The 25,817-nt window shown below is 56.6% G+C and carries 22 protein-coding genes, 3 tRNA genes and 4 pseudogenes; 12 read left to right on the top strand and 17 right to left on the bottom strand.

Annotated elements, in window-relative coordinates; all coding sequences use genetic code 11:
• Nucleotides 1-49: 49 nt before the first annotated feature.
• Nucleotides 50-1,126 carry a 3-deoxy-7-phosphoheptulonate synthase gene (locus CKW18_RS02370; protein ID WP_095187279.1) on the bottom strand — a complete coding sequence of 359 codons (1,077 nt, stop codon included), beginning with the start codon at nucleotides 1,124-1,126 and terminating at the stop codon, nucleotides 50-52.
• Between the two features lie 618 nt (nucleotides 1,127-1,744).
• On the opposite strand from CKW18_RS02370, the gene CKW18_RS02365 reads away from it, so the two are divergent.
• The 7 genes from CKW18_RS02365 to CKW18_RS02335 all read left to right on the top strand — a co-directional run bounded on the left by CKW18_RS02365 (nucleotide 1,745) and on the right by CKW18_RS02335 (nucleotide 5,954).
• Nucleotides 1,745-2,230, top strand: coding sequence for a GNAT family N-acetyltransferase (locus CKW18_RS02365; RefSeq protein ID WP_095187278.1), 486 nt, complete (start codon nucleotides 1,745-1,747; stop codon nucleotides 2,228-2,230).
• 127 nt (nucleotides 2,231-2,357) lie between these two features.
• Complete coding sequence (uvrY, locus tag CKW18_RS02360; protein WP_095187277.1) at nucleotides 2,358-2,999, top strand: UvrY/SirA/GacA family response regulator transcription factor; 642 nt, start codon at nucleotides 2,358-2,360, stop codon at nucleotides 2,997-2,999.
• 2 nt (nucleotides 3,000-3,001) lie between these two features.
• A complete protein-coding gene (gene uvrC, locus CKW18_RS02355; protein WP_095187276.1) occupies nucleotides 3,002-4,825 on the top strand; it encodes an excinuclease ABC subunit UvrC in 1,824 nt (607 codons plus the stop codon).
• Nucleotides 4,826-4,857: 32 nt separating this feature from the next.
• On the top strand, nucleotides 4,858-5,418 hold the full coding sequence (gene pgsA / locus CKW18_RS02350) for a CDP-diacylglycerol--glycerol-3-phosphate 3-phosphatidyltransferase (RefSeq protein ID WP_095187275.1): 561 nt from the start codon (nucleotides 4,858-4,860) through the stop codon (nucleotides 5,416-5,418).
• Between the two features lie 60 nt (nucleotides 5,419-5,478).
• Nucleotides 5,479-5,554, top strand: a tRNA-Gly gene (locus CKW18_RS02345).
• A gap of 44 nt (nucleotides 5,555-5,598) precedes the next feature.
• Nucleotides 5,599-5,672 (top strand) — tRNA-Cys (locus CKW18_RS02340).
• 195 nt (nucleotides 5,673-5,867) lie between these two features.
• Nucleotides 5,868-5,954 (top strand) — tRNA-Leu (locus tag CKW18_RS02335).
• Nucleotides 5,955-6,045: 91 nt separating this feature from the next.
• Here the strand turns inward: CKW18_RS02335 and CKW18_RS30865 are convergent.
• Together CKW18_RS30865 and CKW18_RS02325 are read right to left on the bottom strand one after the other, a co-directional pair.
• A pseudogene (locus CKW18_RS30865) lies at nucleotides 6,046-6,336 on the bottom strand (tyrosine-type recombinase/integrase); the annotation flags it as partial.
• A 129-nt stretch (nucleotides 6,337-6,465) separates the two neighbouring features.
• A complete protein-coding gene (locus CKW18_RS02325; protein ID WP_141233064.1) occupies nucleotides 6,466-6,831 on the bottom strand; it encodes a hypothetical protein in 366 nt (121 codons plus the stop codon).
• 317 nt (nucleotides 6,832-7,148) lie between these two features.
• Here CKW18_RS02325 and CKW18_RS31370 point away from each other — a divergent pair.
• Nucleotides 7,149-7,462 (top strand): annotated as a pseudogene (locus tag CKW18_RS31370) (omptin family outer membrane protease).
• 14 nt (nucleotides 7,463-7,476) lie between these two features.
• Nucleotides 7,477-7,830, top strand: a pseudogene (locus CKW18_RS31365) (omptin family outer membrane protease).
• A 138-nt stretch (nucleotides 7,831-7,968) separates the two neighbouring features.
• Here the strand turns inward: CKW18_RS31365 and CKW18_RS02310 are convergent.
• Both CKW18_RS02310 and CKW18_RS30860 read right to left on the bottom strand, forming a co-directional pair.
• On the bottom strand, nucleotides 7,969-8,670 hold the full coding sequence (locus CKW18_RS02310; RefSeq protein ID WP_256586884.1) for an ArgP/LysG family DNA-binding transcriptional regulator: 702 nt from the start codon (nucleotides 8,668-8,670) through the stop codon (nucleotides 7,969-7,971).
• Nucleotides 8,670-8,864: a LysR family transcriptional regulator gene (locus CKW18_RS30860; protein ID WP_256586883.1), complete on the bottom strand. Its 195-nt coding sequence runs from the start codon at nucleotides 8,862-8,864 to the stop codon at nucleotides 8,670-8,672. Before CKW18_RS30860 ends, CKW18_RS02310 begins: the two co-directional genes overlap by 1 nt.
• Nucleotides 8,865-9,058: 194 nt before the next feature.
• Between CKW18_RS30860 and CKW18_RS02305 the strand changes: the two genes are divergently transcribed.
• Together CKW18_RS02305 and CKW18_RS02300 are read left to right on the top strand one after the other, a co-directional pair.
• Nucleotides 9,059-9,343, top strand: a complete 285-nt coding sequence (locus tag CKW18_RS02305) for a hypothetical protein (protein WP_095187271.1) — start codon at nucleotides 9,059-9,061, stop codon at nucleotides 9,341-9,343.
• A 244-nt stretch (nucleotides 9,344-9,587) separates the two neighbouring features.
• Nucleotides 9,588-13,502, top strand: a complete 3,915-nt coding sequence (locus CKW18_RS02300; protein ID WP_095187270.1) for an Ice nucleation protein — start codon at nucleotides 9,588-9,590, stop codon at nucleotides 13,500-13,502.
• Nucleotides 13,503-13,739: 237 nt separating this feature from the next.
• Here the strand turns inward: CKW18_RS02300 and CKW18_RS30495 are convergent, their stop codons facing one another.
• The 12 genes and pseudogenes from CKW18_RS30495 to CKW18_RS02250 all read right to left on the bottom strand — a co-directional run bounded on the left by CKW18_RS30495 (nucleotide 13,740) and on the right by CKW18_RS02250 (nucleotide 24,643).
• Entirely contained in the window at nucleotides 13,740-13,901 is a 162-nt protein-coding gene (locus tag CKW18_RS30495) for a hypothetical protein (protein ID WP_167394902.1), read from the bottom strand.
• A 129-nt stretch (nucleotides 13,902-14,030) separates the two neighbouring features.
• On the bottom strand, nucleotides 14,031-14,300 hold the full coding sequence (locus CKW18_RS30490; RefSeq protein WP_170947205.1) for a hypothetical protein: 270 nt from the start codon (nucleotides 14,298-14,300) through the stop codon (nucleotides 14,031-14,033).
• The gene (locus tag CKW18_RS30855; RefSeq protein WP_095187269.1) at nucleotides 14,225-14,509 is read right to left on the bottom strand and encodes a hypothetical protein; all 285 of its coding nucleotides are present in this window, start codon (nucleotides 14,507-14,509) and stop codon (nucleotides 14,225-14,227) included. Before CKW18_RS30855 ends, CKW18_RS30490 begins: the two co-directional genes overlap by 76 nt.
• Before the next feature lie 263 nt (nucleotides 14,510-14,772).
• Nucleotides 14,773-15,003: a hypothetical protein gene (locus tag CKW18_RS02290; RefSeq protein ID WP_095187268.1), complete on the bottom strand. Its 231-nt coding sequence runs from the start codon at nucleotides 15,001-15,003 to the stop codon at nucleotides 14,773-14,775.
• 120 nt (nucleotides 15,004-15,123) lie between these two features.
• Complete coding sequence (locus CKW18_RS02285; RefSeq protein ID WP_095187267.1) at nucleotides 15,124-15,354, bottom strand: hypothetical protein; 231 nt, start codon at nucleotides 15,352-15,354, stop codon at nucleotides 15,124-15,126.
• 71 nt (nucleotides 15,355-15,425) lie between these two features.
• Complete coding sequence (locus tag CKW18_RS02280; protein WP_095187266.1) at nucleotides 15,426-17,063, bottom strand: ABC-F family ATP-binding cassette domain-containing protein; 1,638 nt, start codon at nucleotides 17,061-17,063, stop codon at nucleotides 15,426-15,428.
• A 146-nt stretch (nucleotides 17,064-17,209) separates the two neighbouring features.
• Nucleotides 17,210-18,247: pseudogene (locus CKW18_RS02275) on the bottom strand (DNA topoisomerase IB).
• A 69-nt stretch (nucleotides 18,248-18,316) separates the two neighbouring features.
• A complete protein-coding gene (modC, locus tag CKW18_RS02270) occupies nucleotides 18,317-19,396 on the bottom strand; it encodes a molybdenum ABC transporter ATP-binding protein (RefSeq protein WP_095187265.1) in 1,080 nt (359 codons plus the stop codon).
• Nucleotides 19,397-19,399: 3 nt separating this feature from the next.
• The gene (gene modB / locus CKW18_RS02265) at nucleotides 19,400-20,080 is read right to left on the bottom strand and encodes a molybdate ABC transporter permease subunit (protein ID WP_095187264.1); all 681 of its coding nucleotides are present in this window, start codon (nucleotides 20,078-20,080) and stop codon (nucleotides 19,400-19,402) included.
• Nucleotides 20,081-20,848, bottom strand: a complete 768-nt coding sequence (gene modA / locus CKW18_RS02260; protein WP_095187263.1) for a molybdate ABC transporter substrate-binding protein — start codon at nucleotides 20,846-20,848, stop codon at nucleotides 20,081-20,083.
• A gap of 166 nt (nucleotides 20,849-21,014) precedes the next feature.
• On the bottom strand, nucleotides 21,015-22,079 hold the full coding sequence (locus CKW18_RS02255; protein WP_095187262.1) for a nitronate monooxygenase family protein: 1,065 nt from the start codon (nucleotides 22,077-22,079) through the stop codon (nucleotides 21,015-21,017).
• Nucleotides 22,080-22,192: 113 nt separating this feature from the next.
• A complete protein-coding gene (locus CKW18_RS02250) occupies nucleotides 22,193-24,643 on the bottom strand; it encodes an autotransporter (RefSeq protein ID WP_095187261.1) in 2,451 nt (816 codons plus the stop codon).
• A gap of 187 nt (nucleotides 24,644-24,830) precedes the next feature.
• On the opposite strand from CKW18_RS02250, the gene CKW18_RS02245 reads away from it, so the two are divergent.
• Nucleotides 24,831-25,814 carry an MDR family oxidoreductase gene (locus CKW18_RS02245; protein ID WP_095187260.1) on the top strand — a complete coding sequence of 328 codons (984 nt, stop codon included), beginning with the start codon at nucleotides 24,831-24,833 and terminating at the stop codon, nucleotides 25,812-25,814.
• Nucleotides 25,815-25,817: the final 3 nt, after the last annotated feature.

Raw genomic sequence — 25,817 nt, 5'->3', positions numbered from 1 at the left:
CCATGTCCGTCCTCCGGTTTTGTATGATGCCGGAGGACGGCTGGTGGCGTCAGCCCTGTACGTTTGCGGCGAGGCGCTGCGCCGCATCCAGAAGCAAGCGCTCCGTTGCGTTGAAGCCAAGGCAGCCATCGGTCACCGAAACTCCGTAGCGCAGTGAAGCACTCAAAGGCTGGCAGCCCTCGAACAGGTGGGACTCCAGCATCATGCCGATCAGCGAGCGATCGCCGCGCAAGCGTTGTTCGAGTACATCGTTGAAGACTGCAGGCTGGCGCAGGGGATCCTTGCCACTGTTGGCGTGGCTGCAATCGACCATGATTCGGCCCGGTATTTTCAAACGGATGAGATCGGCGTGAATCCGTTGGACGCTGACGCGATCGTAATTGGGCCCCTGATGACCGCCGCGCAATACCAGATGGGTGTCCGGATTGCCGGGAGTTTGAATGATCGCCGGATGGCCCTGGCTGTCGACGCCAAAGTGACGGTGCGGGTGGGCTGCCGAGCGCATGGCATCAGCAGCAATGGCGACACCGCCGTCGGTACCGTTTTTGAAACCGACCGGCATGCTCAGGCCGCTGGCCATTTCACGATGGATCTGCGATTCGGTTGTCCTTGCACCGATGGCCACCCAGCTCAACAGGTCGTCGAAGTAGCCGGCCGCCATGGGTTGCAACAATTCGGTAGCTACCGGCAAGCCAAGGCTGATCATTTCCAGCATCAGTTCGCGCGACAGCGTCAGGCCTGCGCCCATGTCATCACTGCCATCCAGATGCGGGTCATACGCCAGGCCTTTCCAGCCGACGGTGGTTCGTGGTTTTTCGACATAGGCGCGCATCACCAGGAGCATTTCGTTGCTGACCTGCTCGGCGAGGCGGGCGAGTTTTTCAGCGTATTCGCGGGCGGATTGCGCATCGTGGATCGAACAGGGGCCGACGATCACCAGCAGACGCTGGTCTTCGCCATTGAGAATCGCGCGGACCGCCTGGCGGTGGGCGGCGATCTGATGACTCAAGGCATTGGTCAAAGGCAATTGCTGCTTGAGTTGCAACGAGCTGGGTAGACGCAATGTCAGTGCTTCGTTGGCGCAGTCACGGGTGGTCAGTGGCAGAGCAGAAACGGACGAGTTCATATTCGGTCTTCCTGGGCTGGCGGCGGGTACTTCCCGCTCATTCGGCCGCTATTGGGATGTTCGACAATTTGCCGTATTGGCTGCGTGTGTGCGTTTGCCACCTGTGGGTGACCGATCGGAGGTGGCAGGCTGTCCCGAGCGGAGGCTGGTAAATCGCCAGGCGGTAAAAGTGTCGTAACGGTAATAAGTGGCGTAGTTCATTTCGTGATTCCTCAAAGTGTCTGGTGTCTTGCTGAAAAGTCTGGAGCCTGAAAAAACAAAACCCCCGGTCGGGAGGCCGACCGGGGGTTGAGAATTCTCTGGTAGGCGACCCGTTATGATGGGCGCCGTTTGGGTATCAGGCGCGCCAGTGGCTAAACCAATACCCAAAATAAAAGCTGACTGGAGCGCAGACGTCATTTGCCCGGACAGCCGCAACCGAGCGCAGGGCGCTGGCGGTACGAAGCTGTGAGAGGGCGTTGAACATGATGATCTCCAATGAATGCGCCGAGCTTACTAGAGGCCGGTGCGCATCAGCAATCAGAAATTGCTATCGCGTATTCAACACAAAGCCTATTGCTTGAGTGCCTTCAGCGTTGTGACACACTCTGTGCTTTGCCTGAGCACCCAGGATCGATCATGTCGACACTGACTTATCGCAGCTGCCCGAACGCCGTAGATACAGCCTTTGAGTTGCGTCGAGCCACTGCCGCTGATCTGGCATTTGCGCGCGAACTGACCTGTCAGAACATGCTGCGCTATTACATCGATCACGACTTGTTGTGGCAGGATGAGGCGTTCGACGTGGCGTGGGCCGGGCGTGAGAACTGGCTGATAGTGCGTAGTGACGTCGCGATAGGCTTTTTCAGTCTGAGTAAGGATCTTCGGGCACTGTACATTCGAGAATTGCAAGTGGCACAAACCTTTCAGGGGCAGGGCGGCGGATCCTGGGCGATCGATCAGGTTATCGCCATGAGCCACCGCTACCGCCGACCTGCGTTGCGCCTGACGGTGTTCAAAAACAATCCGGCGAAAAATTTGTATCTGAGAAAAGGAATGCGGGTACAGGGTGAGGACGAGTGTTTCCTGAGGATGCAGCTCGATTTCAGTACACCTGTGCTCTGAAAGCCACGGCCAACAAGCCCTCAATGATGAATTGAAACTTTTTAAATGCTGCTTGCCGCTAGGTCTGTCTGGCTCTTTTTGCTAAGGTGTCCGGCATCCCAATAAGACCATATCGCGAGGTGTCTGCTTGATTAGGGTGCTAGTGGTCGATGACCATGATCTCGTTCGTACAGGCATTACACGTATGCTGGCCGATATCGATGGCCTGCAAGTGGTGGGGCAGGCCGAGTCCGGGGAAGAATCCCTGATCAAGGCTCGTGAGTTGAAGCCCGACGTGGTCCTGATGGACGTCAAGATGCCCGGCATCGGCGGCTTGGAAGCCACGCGTAAATTGCTGCGCAGTCATCCTGATATCAAGGTGGTGGCGGTGACTGTGTGTGAGGACGATCCCTTTCCGACTCGCCTGTTGCAGGCTGGCGCCGCGGGGTATCTGACCAAGGGCGCAGGGTTGCCGGAAATGGTGCAGGCGATTCGCCTGGTGTTTGCCGGTCAGCGCTACATCAGCCCGCAGATCGCCCAGCAGTTGGCAATCAAGTCTTTCCAGCCCACCAACGATTCGCCCTTCGACGCCTTGTCCGAGCGAGAGATTCAGATCGCATTGATGATTGTCGGATGTCAGAAAGTACAGATCATTTCCGATAAGTTGTGTCTGTCGCCGAAAACCGTCAACACCTACCGTTATCGCATTTTCGAGAAGCTCTCTATCAGCAGCGATGTCGAACTGACGCTCTTGGCGGTTCGTCACGGTATGGTTGATGCCAGCGCCTGATCATGACTGAAACATTTGATTCCGGCGCCTTTCTATCGACCGTGAGCGGGCGCCCCGGCGTGTATCGGATGTTCGACAGCGATGCGCGTCTGCTGTACGTCGGCAAGGCCAAGAACCTCAGGAAACGCCTGGCCAGCTACTTCCGCAAAACCGGACTCGCGCCGAAAACCGCGGCGCTGGTGGGGCGTATCGCCCAGGTCGAAACCACCATTACGGCCAACGAAACTGAAGCGCTGCTGCTGGAGCAGACGCTGATCAAGGAGTGGCGGCCGCCGTACAACATTCTGTTGCGCGACGACAAATCCTATCCCTACGTGTTTCTGTCAGACGGACAGTTCCCGCGCCTGAGCATTCATCGCGGCGCAAAAAAAGCCAAGGGCAAGTATTTCGGTCCGTATCCAAGTGCGGGTGCGATTCGTGAAAGTCTCAGCCTGCTGCAAAAAACCTTTTTCGTCCGACAGTGTGAAGACAGCTATTACAAGAACCGTACTCGTCCTTGTCTGCAATACCAGATCAAGCGTTGCAAGGCGCCTTGTGTCGGTCTGGTCGAGCCGGATGTATACGCAGCCGATGTTCGTCACTCGGTGATGTTCCTTGAGGGGCGCAGTCATGCCCTGACCAACGAACTGTCAACGGCGATGGAGGAGGCGGCCATTAACCTGGAGTTCGAGCGGGCTGCCGAGTTGCGTGACCAGATTGCCCTGCTGCGCCGGGTTCAGGACCAGCAAAGCATGGAGGGCGGCACGGGTGATATCGATGTCATCGCAGCCTTCGTCAACCCGGGTGGCGCTTGCGTTCATCTGATCAGCGTGCGGGGCGGACGGGTCCTTGGCAGCAAGAATTTCTTCCCGCAAGTGGGGATTGAAGAGGACGTGTCTGAAGTCATGGCCGCGTTTCTCGGTCAGTATTTCATCAGCAGCCCGGAACGCGACTTGCCGAGCGAGTTGATCGTCAATGTGATGCATGAAGACTTTCCGACACTGATCGAGGCCATTCACGAGTTGCGTGGCCGTGAATTGGCCATCAGCCATCGGGTGCGAGGCACCCGGGCACGCTGGCAACAACTGGCCGTGACCAATGCCGAGCAGGCGCTGGGCGCGCGTCTGGCCAACCGTCAGCACACCGCTGCGCGATTCGACGCGCTGGCTGAAGTACTGAACCTGGACGAGCCCCCGCAGCGCCTTGAGTGTTACGACATCAGCCATTCCAGCGGCGAGGCGACGGTCGCCTCTTGTGTCGTGTTCGGGCCGGAGGGCGCGATCAAATCCGATTACCGTCGCTATAACATTGAAGGCGTAACCGCGGGCGACGACTATGCCGCCATGCACCAGGCGCTCACACGACGCTTCAGCAAGCTGAAGGACGGCGAGGGCAAGTTGCCGGACATATTACTGGTAGACGGTGGCAAGGGTCAGTTGTCGATGGCGCGTGATGTGCTCAACGAATTGGCGGTGCCGGATCTGATCCTTCTTGGTGTAGCGAAGGGGGCGACGCGCAAGGCTGGCTTCGAAACGTTGTATCTGAATGATGCCGCGCATGAGTTCATCTTGCGTGGCGACTCGCCGGCGCTGCACCTGATTCAGCAGATTCGTGACGAAGCCCACCGTTTTGCAATTACCGGACATCGCGCCCGCCGTGGCAAAACCCGCCGAACGTCAACGCTGGAAGGCGTTGCGGGAGTAGGGCCAACGCGACGTCGGGATTTGTTGAAACATTTTGGTGGATTGCAGGAGCTGTCTCGTGCAAGCATCGAAGAGATCGCCAAAGCCCCGGGGATCAGTAAAAAGCTCGCAGAGTCGATTTATGCGAACCTGCATAGCGAGTAGAATGCCCCTTCACCTCGTAGCCAGTTGTGCCGATGAATATCCCTAATCTGATTACCGTTCTACGCGTCCTGCTCATTCCGATCTTCATTTTGCTGTTCTATCTCCCTTACCAGTGGAGTTATATGGCCTCCGCCTCGGTATTTGCCTTTGCGGCGGCTACCGACTGGCTGGATGGTTATCTGGCCCGTCGTCTGGAGCAAAGCACGCCATTCGGTGCGTTCCTCGATCCGGTCGCCGACAAGTTGATGGTGGCCGTTGCATTGGTGCTGCTGGTGCAGGAGCATGGCAACTTGTGGCTGACACTGCCTGCCGCCGTCATCATCGGTCGCGAGATTGTTGTATCAGCCTTGCGTGAATGGATGGCCGAACTCGGTGCCCGCGCGCATGTCGCCGTGTCCAACCTCGGCAAATGGAAAACCGCCGCACAGATGCTCGCGCTGGTGATCCTGCTGGCCAATCCGCGAGACTTCAGCTTCTGGGTTGTGCTCGGTTATGCCTTGCTATTGATCTCCGCAGGCCTGACGTTGTGGTCGATGGTTCAATACCTGCGCGCTGCCTGGCCACATCTGAAGACTGACGTTGAAAAGAAATAAAACTTTTTTGAATCAAGGGGTTGACCAGCGTTCTTAATTCTATAGAATGCGCACCACCAAGCGGGAATAGCTCAGTTGGTAGAGCACGACCTTGCCAAGGTCGGGGTCGCGAGTTCGAGTCTCGTTTCCCGCTCCAATTTGTACGCGGTTGTTGTTGTGCTACTGACAGCGATCGTTTGAGGCCGAGTAGCAAAATGGTTATGCAGCGGATTGCAAATCCGCCTACGCCGGTTCGATTCCGACCTCGGCCTCCACTATAAACAAGCTCCGTAGATCCATGATTTACGGAGCTTTTTTATTTCCAGTGTCCTGCAAGATTTAGTCTTGAAAATGGCCACTGTGAACTTGCTTCACCGGGAACGGATGTATATATTTCCCGCTCGACTGTTAAAGCCTGGATCCTTTCAGGATCGCGACTCAGCGGTTGAGCAGAGCAATACCGCGCTACCGCCCGAATGGCGAAACTGGTAGACGCATGGGACTTAAAATCCCCCGCTCGTAAGGGCGTGCCGGTTCGATTCCGGCTTCGGGCACCATGAATATCAAGGGCTCGCATGAGATTTCTCATGCGAGCCCTTTGTTTTTTTCCGCAATCAAAAAATCTTTTCCGCAATTCGTGACCGTCAGTCACTTCGTAGGGGTGACCTTCATCCCCTTACGCATTCGGATGTACTGTTCTGTCATCCTAACGGTTGTATGTCCGAGCTGATCCCGAGCTTCCCGGATGCTGCCTGTTGACTCCTCCTAATCTGTCGCCGCTTTCGCTCTTAGGTCGCGCATCTGAAATTCTGCTTTTGGAATCCCGGCTGCTTCCCTGGCGTCATCGAACCTTTTTCTGAGCATGCTGGTCGTCATCGGCTGCCCAGAGTCGATTACTACCAGACGTGTTGATCTGATTCTGTGTCCAGCCTTTCGCACATTCAGGCTCCTGATCCAGAGCGATTTGCATCTCGACCGGAGTTTTATTGGCAATGGTCTATAACTGCACATCGCATACGCGTCTGATAGTAATTAGTCGGGCTACTTGTTAGTCTTTTTTGTCGAGTGTTACTGCCCTACGCAGACTGTTTTGGTTTTTGTTCGGGTGCTTTGACCATCCATTGACGCATCACCTTGGACATCAACACTCTCGGTAGTACTGCACTCTTGCATGGCGGGTGGCGCAGTTTGTTGATCCCATTTCCGATTTTGTTCTGCTTGCCAGTCCGCTTGAGCTTTTTTGCGCCGCTGGTCTGAAATCATCATGCAGTTTGAAAACGCCGTCGAGCCCTCTTGGTAACCGTAGCTGGCACAAGTCTTTTGATCTTCGGCAGCCTGTTGTGCTGCGCTTAGACAACCACTCAACGCAGCGACAGCTACGATAATTATCAGATCGGTGGCCGAAAGTGGTAAGGAAACACGGAAGTTATTCATAGAGTGATCCCTAAGAATCTCAATAAAAGTCAATCTCAGGCCGTGTATCAAAATACATAACCTGAAGCCTTTTTCACCGGCCGACATGTGCACTGAAAAAAAGGAACCTCAGGAGCCAGGTCCGTCACTGTTTCTTTATAGTGCAGACCTTGTTAGCGCAGCCCGCGCTTGTCCCTTTTTTTTGGCAGACACGCAGTTTAATCAGACAAATGGCATCTTCGACCCTGACACCGTCGATAGTGTAAGGTTTTCTGATATGTATCATACGTGAGCCTAGTATGTTTCATGCGTGAAACAGTTGCCAAAATCCTCGTGACCTGTCTATCGGTGCACGTGGGTGGTCAACTTTTGGTAACGGCAACGTTCAACTGAAGGTCCTTGATTGGCAAACAAATCAGAATCGTTTCACAGATAGGCTCATTCATAATGATACAACTTTAAGTTTGCCAGCGAAGTTGAAGGGCATTTGACTGGCTGGCTGTTCAGAACCGATGACTACAGACTTGGACTACAGGCCGGCTATCAATGGTCTAAATTCAGTTGGAAAGCGAAAGGGGGTTCTTGTAATTACAAAAATGGTACGGACATCGGAAGCTTCATGCACGGGGAGAATATAATTGGATGCAAATAATCGTATGACATTCCATTTATCGGCGTGATTGGAAACTATCGGATTGGGGATTTGAGGTGGGTGGCCTAGCCAGGTTCAGCGACTGGGTCAATTCGGATGATCACGACAACCATTACAAAACAGGAATGATTTATGAAGCCAGGGGGGAAGATGCTCGGTACTATTCTTATGAGTTGAACCTGGCGTACTATTTCGTCCCAGAGGCTAACGTATTCATAAATGGAACCTAGACTGAATATACAGAAGCTAAAGGTACGGTTGATGTTTACAATGTAGAAGCAAACGAGGTCGGGCAATCAGCTCCTAGTGCCGGCGGACTCAAAAATAAGTTTTATACTCTGTCTGCAGGCTTGCAGTATCGATTTTAAAAACTAGGAATCGTTCGGCTGACTGAACGCGCAAGCGTCTCGTCAGAATCACTGAAGACTTTACCTCTCTCTGACGCAGGGATGCATCTCGGATGGGCAGCCACATTTAATTTACTGCGTTGCAGGCCAAAAATACTGCTATCCCTTGAAGTTTAAGATGCGCCGGGCGGCATTTACAGCATGCTCTGAAAGCATTTCCATCCGCGGTGATTGCAAAACCCAGGCATGCCAATACAGCGTCACTTCGGTAAAATGACCAGGGATCAGATCAACCAGATCTCCACTTTGCAGCAAAGCACTTGCTTGCATGTGTGGAACCATTCCGTAACCGAGACCATGACATATTGCCCTAAAACGTGCCTCGGGGAGCGCGAGGTAGTGGCTCGGGAAAGCGTCCGCAAGCAAACCGAAGCGCGACTGAAGAAAATCCGATTGCAGCGTGTCCTTGCGCGAGTATGCAAACACTGGAGCTTTGCGTGCAGCTTCGCGCGTCAGCCCCTTGTTAAACCATCGTGCCCGAAAAGCCGACGTCGCCACTAATTGGTATCTAACCGACCCTAAAGGTTCTGCAAAGCAGCCGCGCATGGGCACTGATCGTGTGCCGATGCAGCCAATAACCTGACCACGCTCCAGCAAGGCATATGTATGATCTTGGTCATCGACCACGATATCCAAGAGTATGTTTTCTCTGATAAAAACGTCGGCAAGTGCTGGAAAAAACCAAGTATTTAAAGTATCGCCATTGACGCCAATAACCAAACGTAAACACTCATTTTCGTCGCCTGCTAAATCGTTAAGCAGTTCGTCCTCCAGCACCGTGGCGCGTCGAAGATAACCCATCAATTTTTCCCCATCTCAGTCGGCTCGCAAGGCCGTCCGCGCAGCACCACCGAACTGCCCAATGAAACCTCCAGTGCGTGTATTCGTTGCGATACTGCCGAAGGAGTAACTTTCAGATGTTCCGCTGCCTTTTCGAAATTACCGTTTTCGATAACGGCTAAAAATGCCTGCATTTGCTTCGCATCAAGCTTCATGGTTTCATTCCTGGTTAAGTATTTTTTATTGGAAATGAAATATACTTCGATTTACTTCACTTTTTTCGTAATTCGTTCAATGATAGCTGCATGACGACACAATGTGGCTTTCGCCAGTGCAACGTCTAACCCAGTCGTCATCCACATTTGAAGGATGGCGGAGCGAAAGTTTTTTTGCCCCGCAGGAGTAAGCCATGAAACTTATGTTTATGATTTTTTTCACTTTGACATTATGTGCTTGCACGACTTCTGTCCAGAACTGGACTAGAGCAGATGGGCGAACAACTGACACGGCGCATGACAAAGCTCAATGTCAGTATGAAGCCAAAGGGGCGACGGCAAGCTACCACTCCTCGCCGTCGGCCAACGACGAAACGCACGGCATGGGCAATGCCGTTGGTGATGGCATTATCATTGCTGAAAAACAGGTCGAGCTTGTCAACGATTGCATGCGTCTTAAGGGTTATGTCGGGCAATGAATACCAAAGTTTTATGTGACCGGCAGTGGTAACTTCGCTAGTCTATCGAGTTTCTTGCCGGTAAATTCAAGTTGTAACAGTTGCCCTCAAGTCTCAGTATTTAAGAGATCGGCTTCCAACGTGACGCAGTGAATTTAATTTGTCAGTGCGCGCAATATCGGCCGTCTTGAATTTGTATATGTACATATCATGGACGTTTGTCTCCAAGGGATTTTAGAGAAAGTAGTTGTGAAGGTGTTGCAAAATGAAAACCGAAAAAGTTCTGGGTCTGCGGACATGCGCCAACAATATGGCCGACCATTGCGGTCTGATTTGGCCTGTTTCAGGGTTGGTCGAGTGCAAGTTTTGGGAGCCTACGATAAAGCTAGAAAATGGTTTGGCTGGCGTCCTGTGGGGGCAAGGCGCGGATGCTCAACTGAGCATGCAGGCAGACGCGAAGTGGGTAGTTTGCGAAGTGGCTGTGGGTGACCTGATTTTTCTGGATGACGATGCGGGCGTGAAGTTTCCCCGTGCTGAAGTAGTTCATGTGGGCACACGAAGCAGTGCCTTAGATTACATTTCTGAGAATGCCTCAAAGTTTGAATCTTCGACGAAGAATTTGGTTGAAAAGATTGTTGCCCCTGAAGTGCAGTCAGACACCAGTGGCGTAATTCCAGTCTTGGCGCTGACAGCTGACAGTCCTCCCGTGACTGTCAAGCGCCGGACAACCGTGCGAGCTGTGCAAACACTGGAAACAGCTGTTTATGGCAGTACCCTCACGGGTACCAATCAAAGTCAGCTTATTGCAGGCTACGGCAGCACGGAGACTGCTGGAGATAGCAGCACGCTTATCGCGGGATATGGCAGTACAGGAACTTCGGGCTCTGACAGTTCGATCATTGCTGGTTATGGCAGTACACAAACCGCCGGAGATGAAAGCTCCCTGATGGCGGGTTACGGGAGCACACAAACAGCCAACTTAGGCAGTAATCTCATCGCGGGCTATGGCAGCACTGGAACGGCCGGCTCAGACAGCTCGATCATTGCTGGTTATGGCAGCACGCAGACTGCTGGAGGCGAAAGTTCCTTGACCGCCGGTTACGGCAGTACTCAAACGGCTCAGGTGGGCAGTGATCTCACCGCTGGTTACGGCAGTACTGGCACGGCTGGCTCCGACAGTTCGCTTATTGCTGGATATGGCAGTACTCAGACTGCCGGGGGAGACAGTTCTCTGACCGCCGGTTATGGCAGCACCCAAACTGCCGGTGGAGACAGTTCACTCACAGCCGGTTACGGCAGTACCCAAACGGCTCAGGTGGGGAGTGATCTCACCGCTGGCTACGGCAGCACGGGTACCGCAGGATCGGACAGTTCGCTGATCGCAGGTTACGGCAGTACGCAAACTGCCGGCGGAGAAAGCTCCCTTACTGCGGGTTATGGCAGCACCCAAACGGCTCGGAAAGGTAGTGATCTTACCGCCGGTTATGGCAGTACGAGCACCGCGGGCTCCGACAGTTCGCTGATCGCAGGCTACGGAAGTACTCAAACTGCTGGCGGAGACAGCACTCTGACTGCCGGTTACGGCAGCACGCAAACAGCTCAATTGGGTAGCGATCTTACCGCCGGTTATGGCAGTACGAGCACCGCGGGCTCCGACAGTTCGCTGATCGCAGGCTATGGCAGCACCCAGACCGCCGGGGAAGATAGCTCCCTGACTGCCGGTTATGGCAGTACCCAAACAGCTCAATTGGGCAGCGATCTTACCGCCGGTTATGGCAGTACGAGCACCGCTGGCTCCGACAGTTCGTTGATCGCCGGTTATGGCAGTACGCAGACTGCCGGGGAAGATAGCACCCTGACTGCCGGTTATGGCAGTACGCAAACAGCTCAATATGGTAGCGATCTCACTGCCGGCTACGGCAGCACAAGCACCGCAGGTTCCGACAGTTCGCTGATCGCAGGCTATGGCAGTACGCAGACCGCCGGCGAAGACAGCTCGTTGACCGCAGGTTATGGCAGTACGCAAACAGCACAACTGGGCAGTGATCTCACCGCTGGCTATGGCAGCACGAGTACCGCTGGTTCCGACAGTTCGCTGATCGCGGGTTATGGCAGCACCCAGACTGCGGGGGGAGAAAGCACACTGACCGCCGGTTATGGCAGTACGCAGACGGCTCAGGAAGGAAGTGATCTCACCGCAGGTTACGGCAGTACGGCTACGACTGGATCAGGCAGTATGGTGACTGCCGGTTACGGCAGCTCGCAAACCGCCGGGCACGGAAGTGCGTTAATTGCAGGTTACGGCAGCACTCAGACGGCGGGCTACAAAAGCATTCTGACCTCTGGCTACGGCAGCACTCAGACAGCCCAGGAAAGCAGTGATCTCATAGCCGGCTACGGCAGTACTGAAACCAGTGGTTACGACAGTTCATTGATCGCCGGGTACGGCAGTACACAAACTGCCGGCCACGGCAGCATCCTGACTGCCGGTTATGGCAGCACGCAAACGGCACAGGAAGGCAGTTCACTCACTGCAGGTTACGGCAGTACGAGCACTGCAGGCCCTGAAAGTTCGCTGATCGCAGGGTATGGCACTACTCAGACTGCAGGTTATGAAAGCACGCTGACAGCAGGCTACGGCAGTACCCAAACGGCTCAAGAGGACAGTTCTCTTACCACAGGATATGGCAGTACCTCGACTGCCGGTTTCAACAGTTCGTTGATTGCAGGCTACGGCAGCACTCAGACAACGGGGTATGAGAGCACGCTGACTGCCGGATATGGCAGCACGCAAACCGCTCAGGAAAACAGCTCGCTGACCACGGGCTACGGCAGTACCTCGACTGCGGGTTATCAGAGTTCGCTGATCGCCGGGTATGGCAGCACCCAGACCGCAGGCTACGACTCTACGCTCACCGCGGGTTATGGCAGTTGCCAGACGGCTCAAGAGAACAGTTGGTTAACTACCGGCTACGGCAGTACATCAACCGCTGGCTTCGAAAGTAGTCTGATTGCCGGATACGGCAGTACACAAACTGCGGGCTTCAAAAGCACACTGACTGCAGGCTACGGCAGTACTCAAACCGCTGGATACAACAGCAGTCTCACGACAGGTTATGGCAGTACTTCGACGGCAGGCTATGAAAGCTCGCTGATCGCGGGTTATGGCAGCACCCAAACCGCGGGTTACGACAGTATCCTCACCGCCGGTTATGGCAGTACGCTGACCGCCCTGGATGGCAGTACGCTGACCGCAGGCTATGGCAGTACGGAAATAGCAGGATTTGGCAGTTCGCTGATGGCCGGCTACGGCAGTTCGCAGACAGCCGGTTACCAAAGTACGTTGACTGCAGGTTATGGCAGTACTCAGATGGCGGAGCGCGACAGCACGCTCACCGCCGGTTATGGAAGTACCGGTACTGCGGGACAAGACAGCTCACTGATTGCCGGATACGGCAGCTCGTTGACCAGTGGCATGAACAGCTTCCTCACCGCGGGTTATGGCAGCACTCTGATCAGTGGCCTTGAAAGCGTGCTAACGGCCGGTTACGGCAGCAGCCTGACTGCCGGCATGCACAGCAGCCTGACTGCCGGGTATGGCAGCAACCAGATTGCCAGTCATAAGAGTTCGTTGATTGCGGGCCAGGAAAGCACCCAGATTGCCGGACACAAAAGCATGTTGATCGCCGGCAAAGGCAGTTCGCAAACAGCGGGTTCTCGCAGTACGTTAATAGCCGGCGCCAAAAGCATCCAGATGGCAGGAGACCGCAGCAAGCTCACTGCCGGCGCAGACAGCACTCAGACTGCGGGCGATCGCAGCAAACTCTTGGCGGGTAGCAACAGTTACCTCACTGCTGGTGACCGCAGCAAACTCACCGCCGGTGACGATTGCGTGTTGATGGCCGGTGATCGCAGCAAGCTGACGGCGGGCAAAAACTGCGTGTTGACCGCAGGCGCCGACAGCAGACTCGTAGGTAGCCTCGGCTCGACGCTTTCGGGCGGAGAGAATTCGACTCTGGTTTTCCGCTGCTGGGATGGCAAGCGCTACAACAACGTGGTCGTCAAGACTGGGACCGACGGTGTAGAGGCGGATGTTCCGTATCAGATTGATGAGGATAGTAATGTCCTGATTAAAGCTGAAGACAACATCGAAATCGTGGCAGAGCAGATTCAGATTTAGCCAGGAGAGTAAACTCATGGCCATGGAGGCCCTGGACACAAATGTAAAAGCGATGACAGATGCGATTACTCGACTCCGACGGCTTTAGGGACTCGTATTGAAATACCAAGGGCTCGCACGAGATTTCTCATGCGAGCCCTTATTTTTTGCTCAGTAAAAATCCTCTGATTCATCCAGTCGCTCGCCCCATCAGCAAGCAAATAGCCCGCACGGGGCTAGCCCTGTCAGGATAAGCATTCAGCGCAAATCCACGTCTTCTGCGATCTCGGCAGCTAATCTTTCCCTCCGTCTGCGAAGCCAGCTATACAGCGCATGGACCGGGTGCAGAAAGGCCGCAAGCACGCCAAGCAGCATGATGATGAAGATGATAATCAGCGGGATGCTTTCGTGCGAGAACATGGTGGGTACTCCTGTAGTCACTATGTCGGAAACCGCAGGGTAGACGCGTTGAACCATGTTGTCGGTGAACGTATGTTCATCCTCGCACGCTCGATATGTGCTACAGGTCGTAAAAAAATGGATAACTTGTCACGCTTGAACCAACTCTTCTTCCAGCACAACGGTGTCGTATCGATGAACATCGAAATGCTGGATTTCAAATACCAACTGACACTGACGTCGTTTTATTTCTTTACTTTCAGCGAGCCAGTCCGCATAGCTTTGGAACGGCCCTGCGTATGACGAAAAAAGGGCCGATTCAATCGGCCCTTTTTTATGAAGATCTAAACAAATGCCTGCCCGGCAAATCCGCGAGGCAATCGCTGACGTCCAGCTATCGCCGTCAGCCGTTCTATCCATGCTGCGCGCCAGTCTGTTGCGCCATGACTGGTTTTGGCGTGCCTTGCACTGCGGCGAGCTGCGTTGCGCTGGTCTTTTCTCGCCTGTTTGAAGGCATCGGTATTGCGGCAACTGCGGCACTTCACGCGATTGAGCTCTTTGCTCGCGGTGAGTTGCTCGCCCTTGTGGCCACAAGCCAGATGGCCGTCGACGTTGAAGTGGATAACCATGAACTGTCTCCTTCAGTGACGTGTACAGGTTATGACAACTTCCCCATGGCGCCGTTCGGTAGCTGGAACTGCAGGCAAAAAAACACCCGCATGCGGGCGGGTGATAAACGTTGCTTTGCAAAGGAGTGATTTGAATGTACGCGCACCGATGTGATGATTACGTGAAAAAAACCTCGCCCTTATGCAAAGACAATAAATAGCGAACGCGCAGCAATGCGGTGGCACAAGGGGCACCGTATACAAAGCCTTATTGCCAACCGCTGTTATCTGAATCGAGGTAGCGGCCGATCGATTGGCTTGAGCGCTGTCAGCGTGCTGCGGATCAGCGGCGCATCTTTTTCGATATCGTTCAGCCGATCACGGATGCGCAGCGCGGTGGGGTGCCCGCCCTGGTGATCGACCCAGTCGGCGATCTCTTTGCAAGCTGCCGCGAGCCGCGCCTGGCGGGCGTCGAGCAGGGTGAGGAGGGTGGTGATGGACTCTTTCTCTGACATGGAACACCTCCGTTCATGAAACCGCTGAGGGGCAGCAAAAAGCCCGCGAGTCGCGAGCCTTCTGCCGTTGGGGCGCTGCTCCCTCAGCTGGTTTCAGTATAGACCCGCTGCGCAACGGCATCAGCCGGAAGACTCGCGGGCCGGTATGGGTGAACTGACTGCGTTGAGACGCTTGCATTCGCGTCGGGCGTCTTCTTCGGCGTCGTAGCCATCGCCGATGAACCCCGCGGTGCGGGTATCGAGGATGCGAAACCAGCCAACGGGTTCAGCAGGATCATGCTGGCTGTCACCGGCGCGTCGACCGTGAATGATGATCTTGTTGCAACGCTTCACGACAAAAATGTCTTCCATGGCGTCACCGCAGCTGATTCGTGTCACATCAACTATAGAAGCCCTCGGCAATCGTGCAAAAAATAGACAGGTCAACTCGTCGGTTGCAGTTGCCAGCCTTCAGGGTGCCAGTGCAAAACATGGGTCGGGTTTAATGCCTGTAAAAATGCCTGATCGTGGGAAACCGCGACAATCGCTCCGGGAAATGCCCGCAGGGCGTGTTCGAAAGCTTCCACCGAAGCCAGATCAAGGTGATTGGTCGGCTCATCCAGCAGCAACAATTGCGCCGGGTTCTGGCACCACAATGCCAACGCGAGCGCGGCTTTCAGGCGTTCGCCGCCACTGAGTGAGGCACAGGGCAGCGTGACGCGTTGCGCATTCAATTGCAGGTGCGCCAGATAAGTGCGCAAGGTGCCTTCGCTCAGCGGTGTCTGCTGCGCTTGTAGCTGTTCAACAATGGAAGACCGCGCCTCCAGTAACGTCAGTTGTTGATCAAGGAAGGCAAACGGTACGTGAGTGGTGCACTCACCGGAGACTGGCACCAGCGCCCCCGCGAGCATGTTCAGCAGGGTTGATTTGCCGCAGCCATTGGGGCCGCTGACAGCAATGCGCATGGGCCCGTGGATGGCGAAGGTGAGCCGCGACGATGGCGCATCCACCGGCAGCCGTGGCAGGCAGGCGTCGACTAACGTGCAGACCTGGCGCGTATTGGGGACGCCGCTCCCCGGCAAATTGATCAGGACTGCGCCGTCGGGCACAACGTTCGCATAGGCGTCGCGTACACGATTATCCAGATCGGATTTACGTACCTGGTGGCCGCGCCGCACCTTGCCCATGATTTCTCGCGCAGCGGCTTTGGCGGCCATCCGTTCGAAGCTGGCGACGTTGGCGGTTTCAGCTTTACGCCGACTGGTGGCAGCGTGGCGCTGGATTGCATCGTGCTCGCGTTGCAGTCGCGAACGCTCGCGCTGGCGTTCGATCCGGGCTTGATCAAGTTGAGCCTGCGCAGCGGCTTGATGGATTCGGCGCTGTTCGGCAAATTCCGAATAACGACCGCTGAAGACGTTGGCGCCCAAAGGTGTGAGTTCGACGATTTTACGCATTCGCTCCAGCAACTGCCGGTCATGGCTGACGATGATCGAGCCGCCGCGCCATTGTTCCAGCGTTTTTGTAAGCCACTGCCGGCCCGCGCTGTCGAGATGATTGGTCGGCTCATCCAGCACCAGTAATTGCGCCTCGCTCAGCAGCGCGCCAATCAGGGCGATCCGGGCTTGCTGGCCGCCGCTGAGGGGCGCCGTCAAATCGCTCGCCGCGATACCGGTTAGTCCAGACTCATCGAGTAACTGGCGCAAACGTTCCGCTAAGTCCCAGTGTTCGCCAATGATGTCGAAATCATCGGCACTGACGTCGCCTTGGTTGAGTCGCCCCAGGGCCGCCAGAACGGAGGCCGCCCCCAGTGCGTCCGCCACGGTTTGCCCAGGCGATGCGACGAAGGTTTGTGGGACGTAATGCACTGATGCTGAGCGCACGACGCTGCCGGTAGTTGCCCGTAACTGCCCGGCAATCAGCCGGGCGAGTACGCTTTTGCCGACACCGTTGCGGCCGACAATAGCGGTCGGCAGATGATCGAATTTCAGATTCAGGTCGTTGAAAATCGTCTCGCCATTGGCGAATTGAAAACCCAGTTGATTCAGCGAGACGAGTGCGGGCGTACGCGAGACGTGAGTCATCGGCACCTCCAGAAAAATGTCGTGAAAACTGACAAGCGCCGTTTACGGCGTGCCGCGATTACATTTTCAGAGGGCTGGGTTGTTCACTTCTGCGGTCGTCCTGAGGAGGGGAAAGGTGGCTAGCCTAGAGGACGACGCTATATCAATCAAGGCGTAGCCGTCATCTCGCTCATGCGTTCAAGAAACATTGCCAATGCGACTTCCTCGGCGCGCAGGCCCTTGCGCACACGTGGCCGGGGCAATTCGGCGAGGGCTCCGAGCATGAATTTTTCCACCACTGCCGGGTGGATGTAGCACTTGCGGCACACCGCCGGCGTGTTGCCTAACTGTTTGGCGACGCCTTTGACCATTTCCACCACGTGCCGTTTGGCTTCTGTTTCGGATTCATGTTTAAGCTCGCGCAAAACCGCCAGTGCCAAGGCGCTGCCAGCTCAGGTGCGATAATCCTTGGCGGTGAAGTCGGCGCCCGTCAGGGTTTGCAGGTAGGTGTTGACGTCGGAAGAGCTGACGGTGTGCCGTTCGCCGTTTTCGTCCAGGTACTGGAACAGGTTTTGGCCAGGAAGCTCCAGGCAACGCTTGATGATCCGCGCCAGACGGCGATCCTTCACGGTGATCTGGTGTTCGATGCCGCTCTTGCCGCGGAACTGGAACAGGATCGCACTACCGTTGACTTCGACATGCCGGCTGCGCAGGGTGGTCAGGCCGTAAGAGCGATTGTCTCGCGCATATTGCGTGTTGCCGACCCGGATCAACGTAGCGTCGAGCAGGGTGATCACCGTGGCCATGACCTTGTCGCGGCTGAAACCGGGAGCCGCCAACAGGGTTTCCAGCTGTTTGCGCAACTTTGGCAGCGCCATGCCGAACTCGCGCAGCCGCGAGTATTTGTCGGCGTCACGCACTTCGCGCCAGCGCGCGTGATAGCGATATTGCTTGCGGCCCCGGGCATCGCGGCCGGTCGCTTGCAGATGACCACGCGGATCTGGGCAGATCCACACATCGACATAGGCCGGCGGCACGGCGAGGGCATTGATACGTTTGATTTCATCGGCATCGGTAATGCGCTGGCCCGACGGTTCGAAATAGCTGAACTTGCCACGCAGTTTTTTGCGGGTGATGCCTGGCTGCGTGTCATCGACATAATGCAGGTCGGATGGCAGTTCGACGGTCAACTCGGTGTCGGGCATGGCGGCTTCCTGTAGCGCGGCGGTCTGTAAAACGATTGACCGCACGCCGAAGCCGTGGTGCCGAATGATTTAGGCGAGCACCGCGACTGCCTTGATTTGCGCCCAGAGTTGCTGGCCCGGATGCACGCCCAGCTGATCGCGCGAGTAGCGCGTGATGCGCGCCAGCAACGGGGTGCCGCCGGCGTCGAGACGGATCAGCACATGGGCTGCGTTGTCTGCCGCTTGCTCGCTGATCACGGTCACCGGCAGGCGATTGAGAATGCTGCTGAACTCGTCGTTGTGCAGGGCCAGGCTGATGTCCCGGGCGTGTACCTTGCAGCGCAAGGCCTGGCCCAGCGCCAGCGGCGCGTGAGTCACGCGGATGTTCATTTCGGTGGCCGGCAGTTGCAGGCTCAATAACTGATAATCGGCATCGTAGGCACTGACCTGGCCCTCGATGATCACGCCGGCGTCGTCGCCCATCGCCATCGGCAGATCGAGACGGGCGAGGGTTTCGCCGATCGGGCCACTGGCCAAGACCTTGCCGTCGCTGAGCAGCACCAGATGATCGGCCAGACGTGCGACTTCATCCTGCGCATGACTGACGTACAGCACCGGGATATCCAGTTCGTCATGCAGACGTTGCAGATACGGCAGGATTTCATTTTTGCGCTGGCTGTCGAGCGCGGCCAGCGGCTCGTCCATCAGTAGCAATTTCGGACTGGTCAGCAACGCGCGGGCGATGCCGACACGCTGCCGTTCGCCGCCGGACAGATGCTGCGGATGCCGCTCGAGCAAATGGCCAATCCCCAGCAATTCGGTAGCGTGCGTCATGTCTACGCGACGCTGCGACTTGGCGATGCGCTTGAGGCCGAATTGCAGATTGGCCAGCACCGACAAATGCGGGAACAGGCTGGCTTCCTGAAATACATAACCCAGTGCGCGTTTGTGCGGCGGGACGAAAATCCCATTTTCGCTGTCCTGCCAGACTTCTTCGTTGATCCGGATAAAACCGTGGTCGGCGCGCTCAAGCCCGGCAATACAACGCAGGCACGTGGTTTTCCCCGAACCTGAATGACCGTAGAGTGCGCTGACACCACGGCCTGGCAAACGTAGATCGACATCCAGGCTGAAGCCTGAATAAGTGATGTTCAGACGTGCATCAATCATCGATCAACTCCAGCCCGCGCGGGTTTTGCGGCTGGAGTACAGCACCAGCAACACCAGAAACGAAAACACCAGCATCGCGCCAGCCAGCCAGTGGGCCTGGGCGTATTCCATCGCTTCGACGTGGTCGTAGATTTGCACCGAGACCACGCGGGTCTTCTCAGGAATGTTGCCGCCGATCATCAGCACGACGCCGAATTCACCGACGGTATGCGCAAAACCCAGGATCGCCGCGGTGAGGAAACCGGGTCGGGCCAACGGCAGGATCACGCTGAAAAAGGTATCCCACGGATTGGCGCGCAACGTCGCGGCCACTTCCAGCGGGCGGGTGCCGATCGCCGAGAACGCGTTTTGCAACGGTTGCACTACGAACGGCATGGAATAGATCACCGAACCGATCACCAGTCCGGTGAAGCTGAAGGTCAGCGTGCCCAGGCCCAACCATTGGGTGAACTGGCCGAGAAAGCCGTGCGGGCCCATCATCAGTAATAGATAGAAACCAATGACGGTCGGCGGCAGCACGAGGGGCAGGGCGACGATTGCCCCGATCGGGCCGCGCAGCCAGGAGCGGGTGCGCGACAACCACAGGGCAATCGGAGTGCCGACAACCAGCAGGATCACAGTGGTCAGGGACGCCAGTTTCAGGGTCAGCCAGATCGCCGCGAAATCGGCACTCGTCAGCGACATTTAGAGTTGGTAACCGTAAGACGTGATGATCGCCGCGGCTTTCGGGCCTTTGAGGTATTCAACCAGCGCCTTGGCAGCGGCGCTGTCCTTGCCTTTGTTGAGGATCACTGCGTCCTGTTTGATCGGGTCGTGCAGGCTGGCTGGCACGATCCACGCCGAACCGCTGCTGACTTTGCCGTCCTTGTAAATCTGCGACAACGCAACGAAGCCCAGCTCGGCGTTGCCGGTGGACACGAACTGATAGGCCTGAGTGATGTTCTGGCCCTCAACGATCTTGGCTTTGGTCGCTTCCGTCAGTTTCAGTTTTTCCAGCACTTGCGTGGCGGCCAGGCCGTATGGCGCGGCTTTTGGGTTGGCAATGGACAGATGCTGGTATTCGTTTTTCTTCAGCACATCACCCTTGGCATCGACGTAACCGTCCTTCGCCGACCACAGTGCCAGCGTGCCGATGGCGTAGGTGAAGCGCGAACCTTTGACGGTGTCGCCTTCTTTTTCGAGTTTTTCCGGGGTGGTGTCGTCGGCCGAGAGGAATACTTCGAACGGCGCGCCGTTTTTGATCTGGGTGTAGAACTGTCCGGTGGCGCCATAGGCTGCGACCAGTTTGTGCCCGGTGTCTTTTTCGAAATCGGCAGCGATGGCCTGGATCGGCGCGGTGAAGTTGGCAGCAACCGCCACCTGCACTTCATCAGCCTGAACGGCGCCGGCGGCGAAGGCTGCGAGCAAAGAAGTAAGGCAGGCAGGCGCAAAAAGTGAGGCACGAATGGTCATGTAACAGCTCCGTTATTGGCGGTGCAGAGGGCAGTTTTTATTGGAATGGACTGCGCCGATGCAGAGGTGAAATCGCTATATATAGGAATATATAGCGAAATACCGCCGAACAGGAAGCGCTGGTGAGAAGCGGGTAAGGACTTTTGATGGCTTACCTCGATTGCCGTCAACGTCGAACCAGTTTGATCAATGCACCTTCGGCCAACTGCCGCGTCAGTTCGGCGCTGCTGACGTCCTGGCCCAGCGTGAACGCCTGACCGGCCCACAGGTTGGCGAACTGTGCGTCATCTTTCGCACGCAATGGCATCAATGCCCCACCGGCCAATGGAAATGCCGGTGCTTTCGGCGACATCGGCCCCAGTTCACGCATGACGCGGTTGAGAATGCCGCGAGCGGGACGCCCGGTGAAAAGGTTGGTGATCGCTGTTTCGCTTTCCTTGGCAGTGCGCAATGCCTTGTGATGCGAGGCGCTGACTTTCGCTTCGGGGGTGAACAGATACGCAGTGCCGACCTGTACTGCCGAGGCGCCCAGCATGAACGCCGCCGCCACACCGCGGGCATCGGCAATTGCGCCGGCAGCTATCACCGGTACTTTCACCGCATCGACTATCTGCGGCACCAGCGCAAATGTACCGACCTGGCTGTTCAAGTCATCGCTGAGAAACATCCCGCGATGGCCACCGGCCTCGTAGCCCATGGCGATGATCGCGTCGCAACCGTTCTGTTCCAGCCATACCGCTTCATCGACAGTGGTTGCAGAAGAGAGGATTTTTGCTCCAGTGGCCTTCACCCGATCCAGCAAGGTTTTTTCCGGCAGGCCGAAGTGGAAGCTCACGACTTCAGGGCGGAACTCTTCAAGCACTTCGCACGCCGCCGCATCGAATGGCGCACGATTGGACACGGGTGTTGGCGCATCGAAGTCGACGCCCAGTTCGCGGTAGTACGGTTCCAGCAAGTTCTTCCAGTCGCGTGCGCGCTGCTCATCGGCTGCGGGTGGCTGATGACAGAAGAAATTCACGTTGAAAGGCTTGTCGGTGTTGGCGCGAATCGTCTGCAGCTCTTCACGCAATTGCTCAGTGCTCAGCATTGCCGCCGGCATTGACCCCAAACCACCGGCGTTGCACACCGCGATCACCATTGAAGAGTTCGTGGCGCCGGCCATTGGGGCCTGAATGATCGGTAATTCAATGCCGAGCAGGTCGAGCATGCGAGTATCTGGCCATTGGCTCATGGAAACGGTTCTCCGAACGATGAAACGGGGCAGGGACGGCGCAGCCGGTTTTTTAACAGTAAAACCGAATTCAGGGCCACTCTGAAATTCAGAACATCGCCCAGCGCGGGCTCTCAGCGTCGATGAAGTCCGCCACCGCCGCCTCCTCCATAGGAACGGTTCATGTTTCGTGAGGAGTTTTGAACGTTATGGGTGCGCTGGTTGCCGAAATTACGAGCGGCGGACTCACGGTTCAGGTTTTGTAACTGGGCGTTGTTATTGATTGGAGCGGTGCGCGGAGCGCGGCTCTTGGCCACTGATTGCCAGCCATCATCGGTTTTCTTGTAGACATTGCCATCGCGGCCGGCATAGACGTTGTCGCCAACGCGCGCGGCGCCGCCGTTTTTCCCGCGAACACCGCCATATTGAGTGGTATTGCCTGTATTGGGGTTGTACGCCGCGCCGCGACTGGCAGTGACCTGCGTACCATTACGCACATTACCTGCAGTGACTTTCTGACCGGCAATCGCGCCACCGTTCGGCCCGGTCGCCACACCACTGCGTCCGGCTGCATAGTTGCCGGTGTAGACATTGTGCACAGCGCCGCGCTGGCCAGCCGCCGCTACGCCGGTGCGTGAGTTATAGGAAGAGCCGACCTGACCCGCCCAACGATTGCCGGTCCATGCGTTGTAACCGGCGCCAGTGCGACTGACTGTCGCTCGATCACCCCACTGACGATAGATATTTCCAGTAGTACCGGCCCATCCACCCGGCCCCCAGGCCACAGCACCGCCGCGATAGCCGTAAGCGGCGCCGCCCCAGGCTAAAGGTGCTGGATACAAGCGCGGGCCCCAGGCGTAACCCCAACCGTAATTGCCCCACCACGGATACGCGCCCCAGCCCCAACCCATGGCGACGGTGCTGCCGCCCCAGCTCCAGCCAAAGCCGAAACCGAAGGTCCAGCCAGTCCATGGCGTGTACCGGATGGCAACGCCGAAACCATAAGTTACCGGCGGCCCGTACCAGACATTGCCGACCCATGGCGTGTACGGGTAACCGGTGCCATACACCACGACACCGGTAGCCGGGTCAAGATTCGAACCCTGATAACCGGGGGTGTAGCCGACGACCACGGTGTCGCCGCTGGCCTCATAGACTTTGACGTAAGTGAGGTAATGCATGGGTGAACTCGGCGGGATCGAATAGATCACCGCTGGCACGGAACTGGCCACGACCCACGGGCCGTTGACTGTGGTAGCAGTGAACCAGATACCGTTCTCCACTGCATACCAACTGCTGTTGTCGACCCGGATAATTGGCGTAGCACTGTTGATTACGTATTGCAGCGATGTGGTGTTGATGGCCTTGAGTTGCGGCTCGCCATCGAACTGCGGTTCGGTCAGTTTTACTGCGCTTTTCTTTATCGCCGAGGTCTGCGGGATGGTTGCGGCAATCGCTGCTTCCTTGGCTTGTGGGGTACCGGCAACCGAAGCTTTGACGTTTTCTTTCGGGCTGTCGTCGGGGATGTTGGCAAAATCTGCCGGCAGTTTGTCCGCCGGGGTAAATGTCCAGGGCCCGTTCATGTCGCTGGCGCGAAACCAGCGACCTGAGATCAGCACGTAACTGTTCTGATCGGCGATTTCCTTGAAGATATGTCCGGTGGTATTGCTGACATACAACAGGCTTGTGCCCTGAATTGGCTGCCACTGTGGAGCTCCGTCGGTGACCAGTAGCTCGGTGGGCGTGGAGGCAACAAAAATTTTCGGCTGCGGTGGCTTGGTCAGGCTTGGGATCTTGTCTTTCGGGTCACTTTGTCCGGTCAGCAGATCCACCTGCCGGCTCTTGATGGCAGCCTGCATGGCTTTTTCGAGGTCTGCGGATGGCATGGCCAGACGCGTGTAGTCACCATTGATCTGGCCAGCGACCATCCAGCCATCGAATACATGCAGGTAATGTTTGCCCTGCGTGTCCTTCAGCAATAGCGGGCGTGTGTTGATCACCCGTTGCAGCGTCGTACCCTCCACCGGCCGATAGGCTGCATCGCCGTCGATATAAACGAGCAGGGCGGGTACATCGGCGCTGATGACAGTCGGTGGCGCGTTCTCCAGCGGTGCGCTGTCAGCCCTCTGTTCTGCCGAGAGCACGCCGACGGCGGCCTCCAGCTGATCAAGCGAAATGGTTTTCTTGCGATTGGCCGCATCTTTCTGCAATGCAGCGACCCACATGTCGGCCTGGCGGGTGTCAGCCGGGAAGTCGGCCTTGATGATTTTGTATTGATCGAGCGCGACCCAACGCGTGGCCTTGTCGACCAGCGTGTTGGCACTGAACTGGACGATGCCGTAAGTAGACTTGCCATTGGCGCCCCTGGCTTCGACGGCCGCGCGGGCATTGAGGGTGTAGCCGTCCCAACTGTCGAGTTGTGGCTGATACACGGTCAGCGTGGCCTTGCCGCTGGTGATGACTTGCGGCCATGTCGGTTCGCTTGGCGCCGCTTCCGCGTTCGTGGTAGCCGGTGCCGCCCAGGCATTGGCACAGGCCATCAGGCACAGCATCAGCATCACCGAAAGCGAGCGTTTGTAAAACATTGTCAGCTCCATCGACAGACCGGTTTCTGAAAGAAAACAGCAAAAGCAGCATCGTCGAAAAAGCATAGTCGCCCGCCTTGAAAACATCCGGTGGATTGGCGGATTGGCTGAAAGTCGAGTGTGGCAACAGGTTGCGATGTGATATTTGAAAGGCATGAAACCGCAAACCCATCCATGAGAGGCCATCATGTTCAACGGTATTTTGATCAATAAAGACGACAGCGGTTATCGCGCCAGCCTGCAACGGATCAACGAAGAGCAGTTGCCAGAAGGCAATGTGGCGGTGAACGTCGCGTACAGCACGCTTAATTTCAAAGACGGCCTGGCGATTACCGGCAGCAGCCCGGTGGTGCGTAAATTTCCGCTGGTGCCGGGAATCGATCTGGCGGGCACGGTCGAAGTCAGTTCGCATCCGGATTACAGGGTGGGCGATCAGGTGCTGCTCAACGGCTGGGGTGTGGGCGAAAGCCATTGGGGCGGTCTGGCGCAAAAGGCCCGGCTCAATGGCGACTGGCTGATTCCGTTGCCCGAGGCGTTTTCTGCGGCACAGGCAATGGCGATTGGCACGGCTGGCTACACCGCCATGCTGTGCATTCTGGCCCTCGAACGTAACGGCGTGACGCCGGATCAAGGCGAAGTGCTGGTGACGGGCGCCAATGGCGGCGTCGGCAGCTTCGCCATCGCACTACTGAGCAAACTCGGTTATCGGGTCGTGGCTTCCACTGGCCGGGTATCCGAGCATGAATACCTGAAGCAATTGGGCGCCGGAGAAATCATCGACCGGGCAACCTTGTCTGAACCGGGCAAGCCGCTGGCCAAGGAGCGTTGGGCGGGGGTGATCGACTCGGTCGGCAGCCACACCTTGGCCAACGCCTGCGCCAGTACGCGCGCAGAAGGCACCGTCGCTGCCTGCGGTCTGGCTCAGGGCATGGACTTTCCAGCTTCGGTGGCACCGTTCATTTTGCGCGGAGTCACGCTGGCCGGTATCAACAGCGTGACTCAGCCCAAGGCGCGTCGCCTGCAAGCTTGGGATCGTTTGGCCAAGGATCTGGACGTTGCCTTGCTGCCATTGATCAGCCATGAAATCGCCTTGAGCGAAGTCATCGATGCCGCGCCGAAACTGCTGGCCGGACAACTGCGCGGGCGGGTTGTGGTTGACGTCAACCGCTGACTC

This window comes from Pseudomonas sp. Irchel 3E19, from assembly GCF_900187585.1.
Taxonomy (GTDB): Bacteria; Pseudomonadota; Gammaproteobacteria; order Pseudomonadales; family Pseudomonadaceae; genus Aquipseudomonas; species Aquipseudomonas baetica.
Note: the sequence above shows the minus strand (reverse complement) of the source record. Positions and strands in the feature narration are given on the sequence as shown.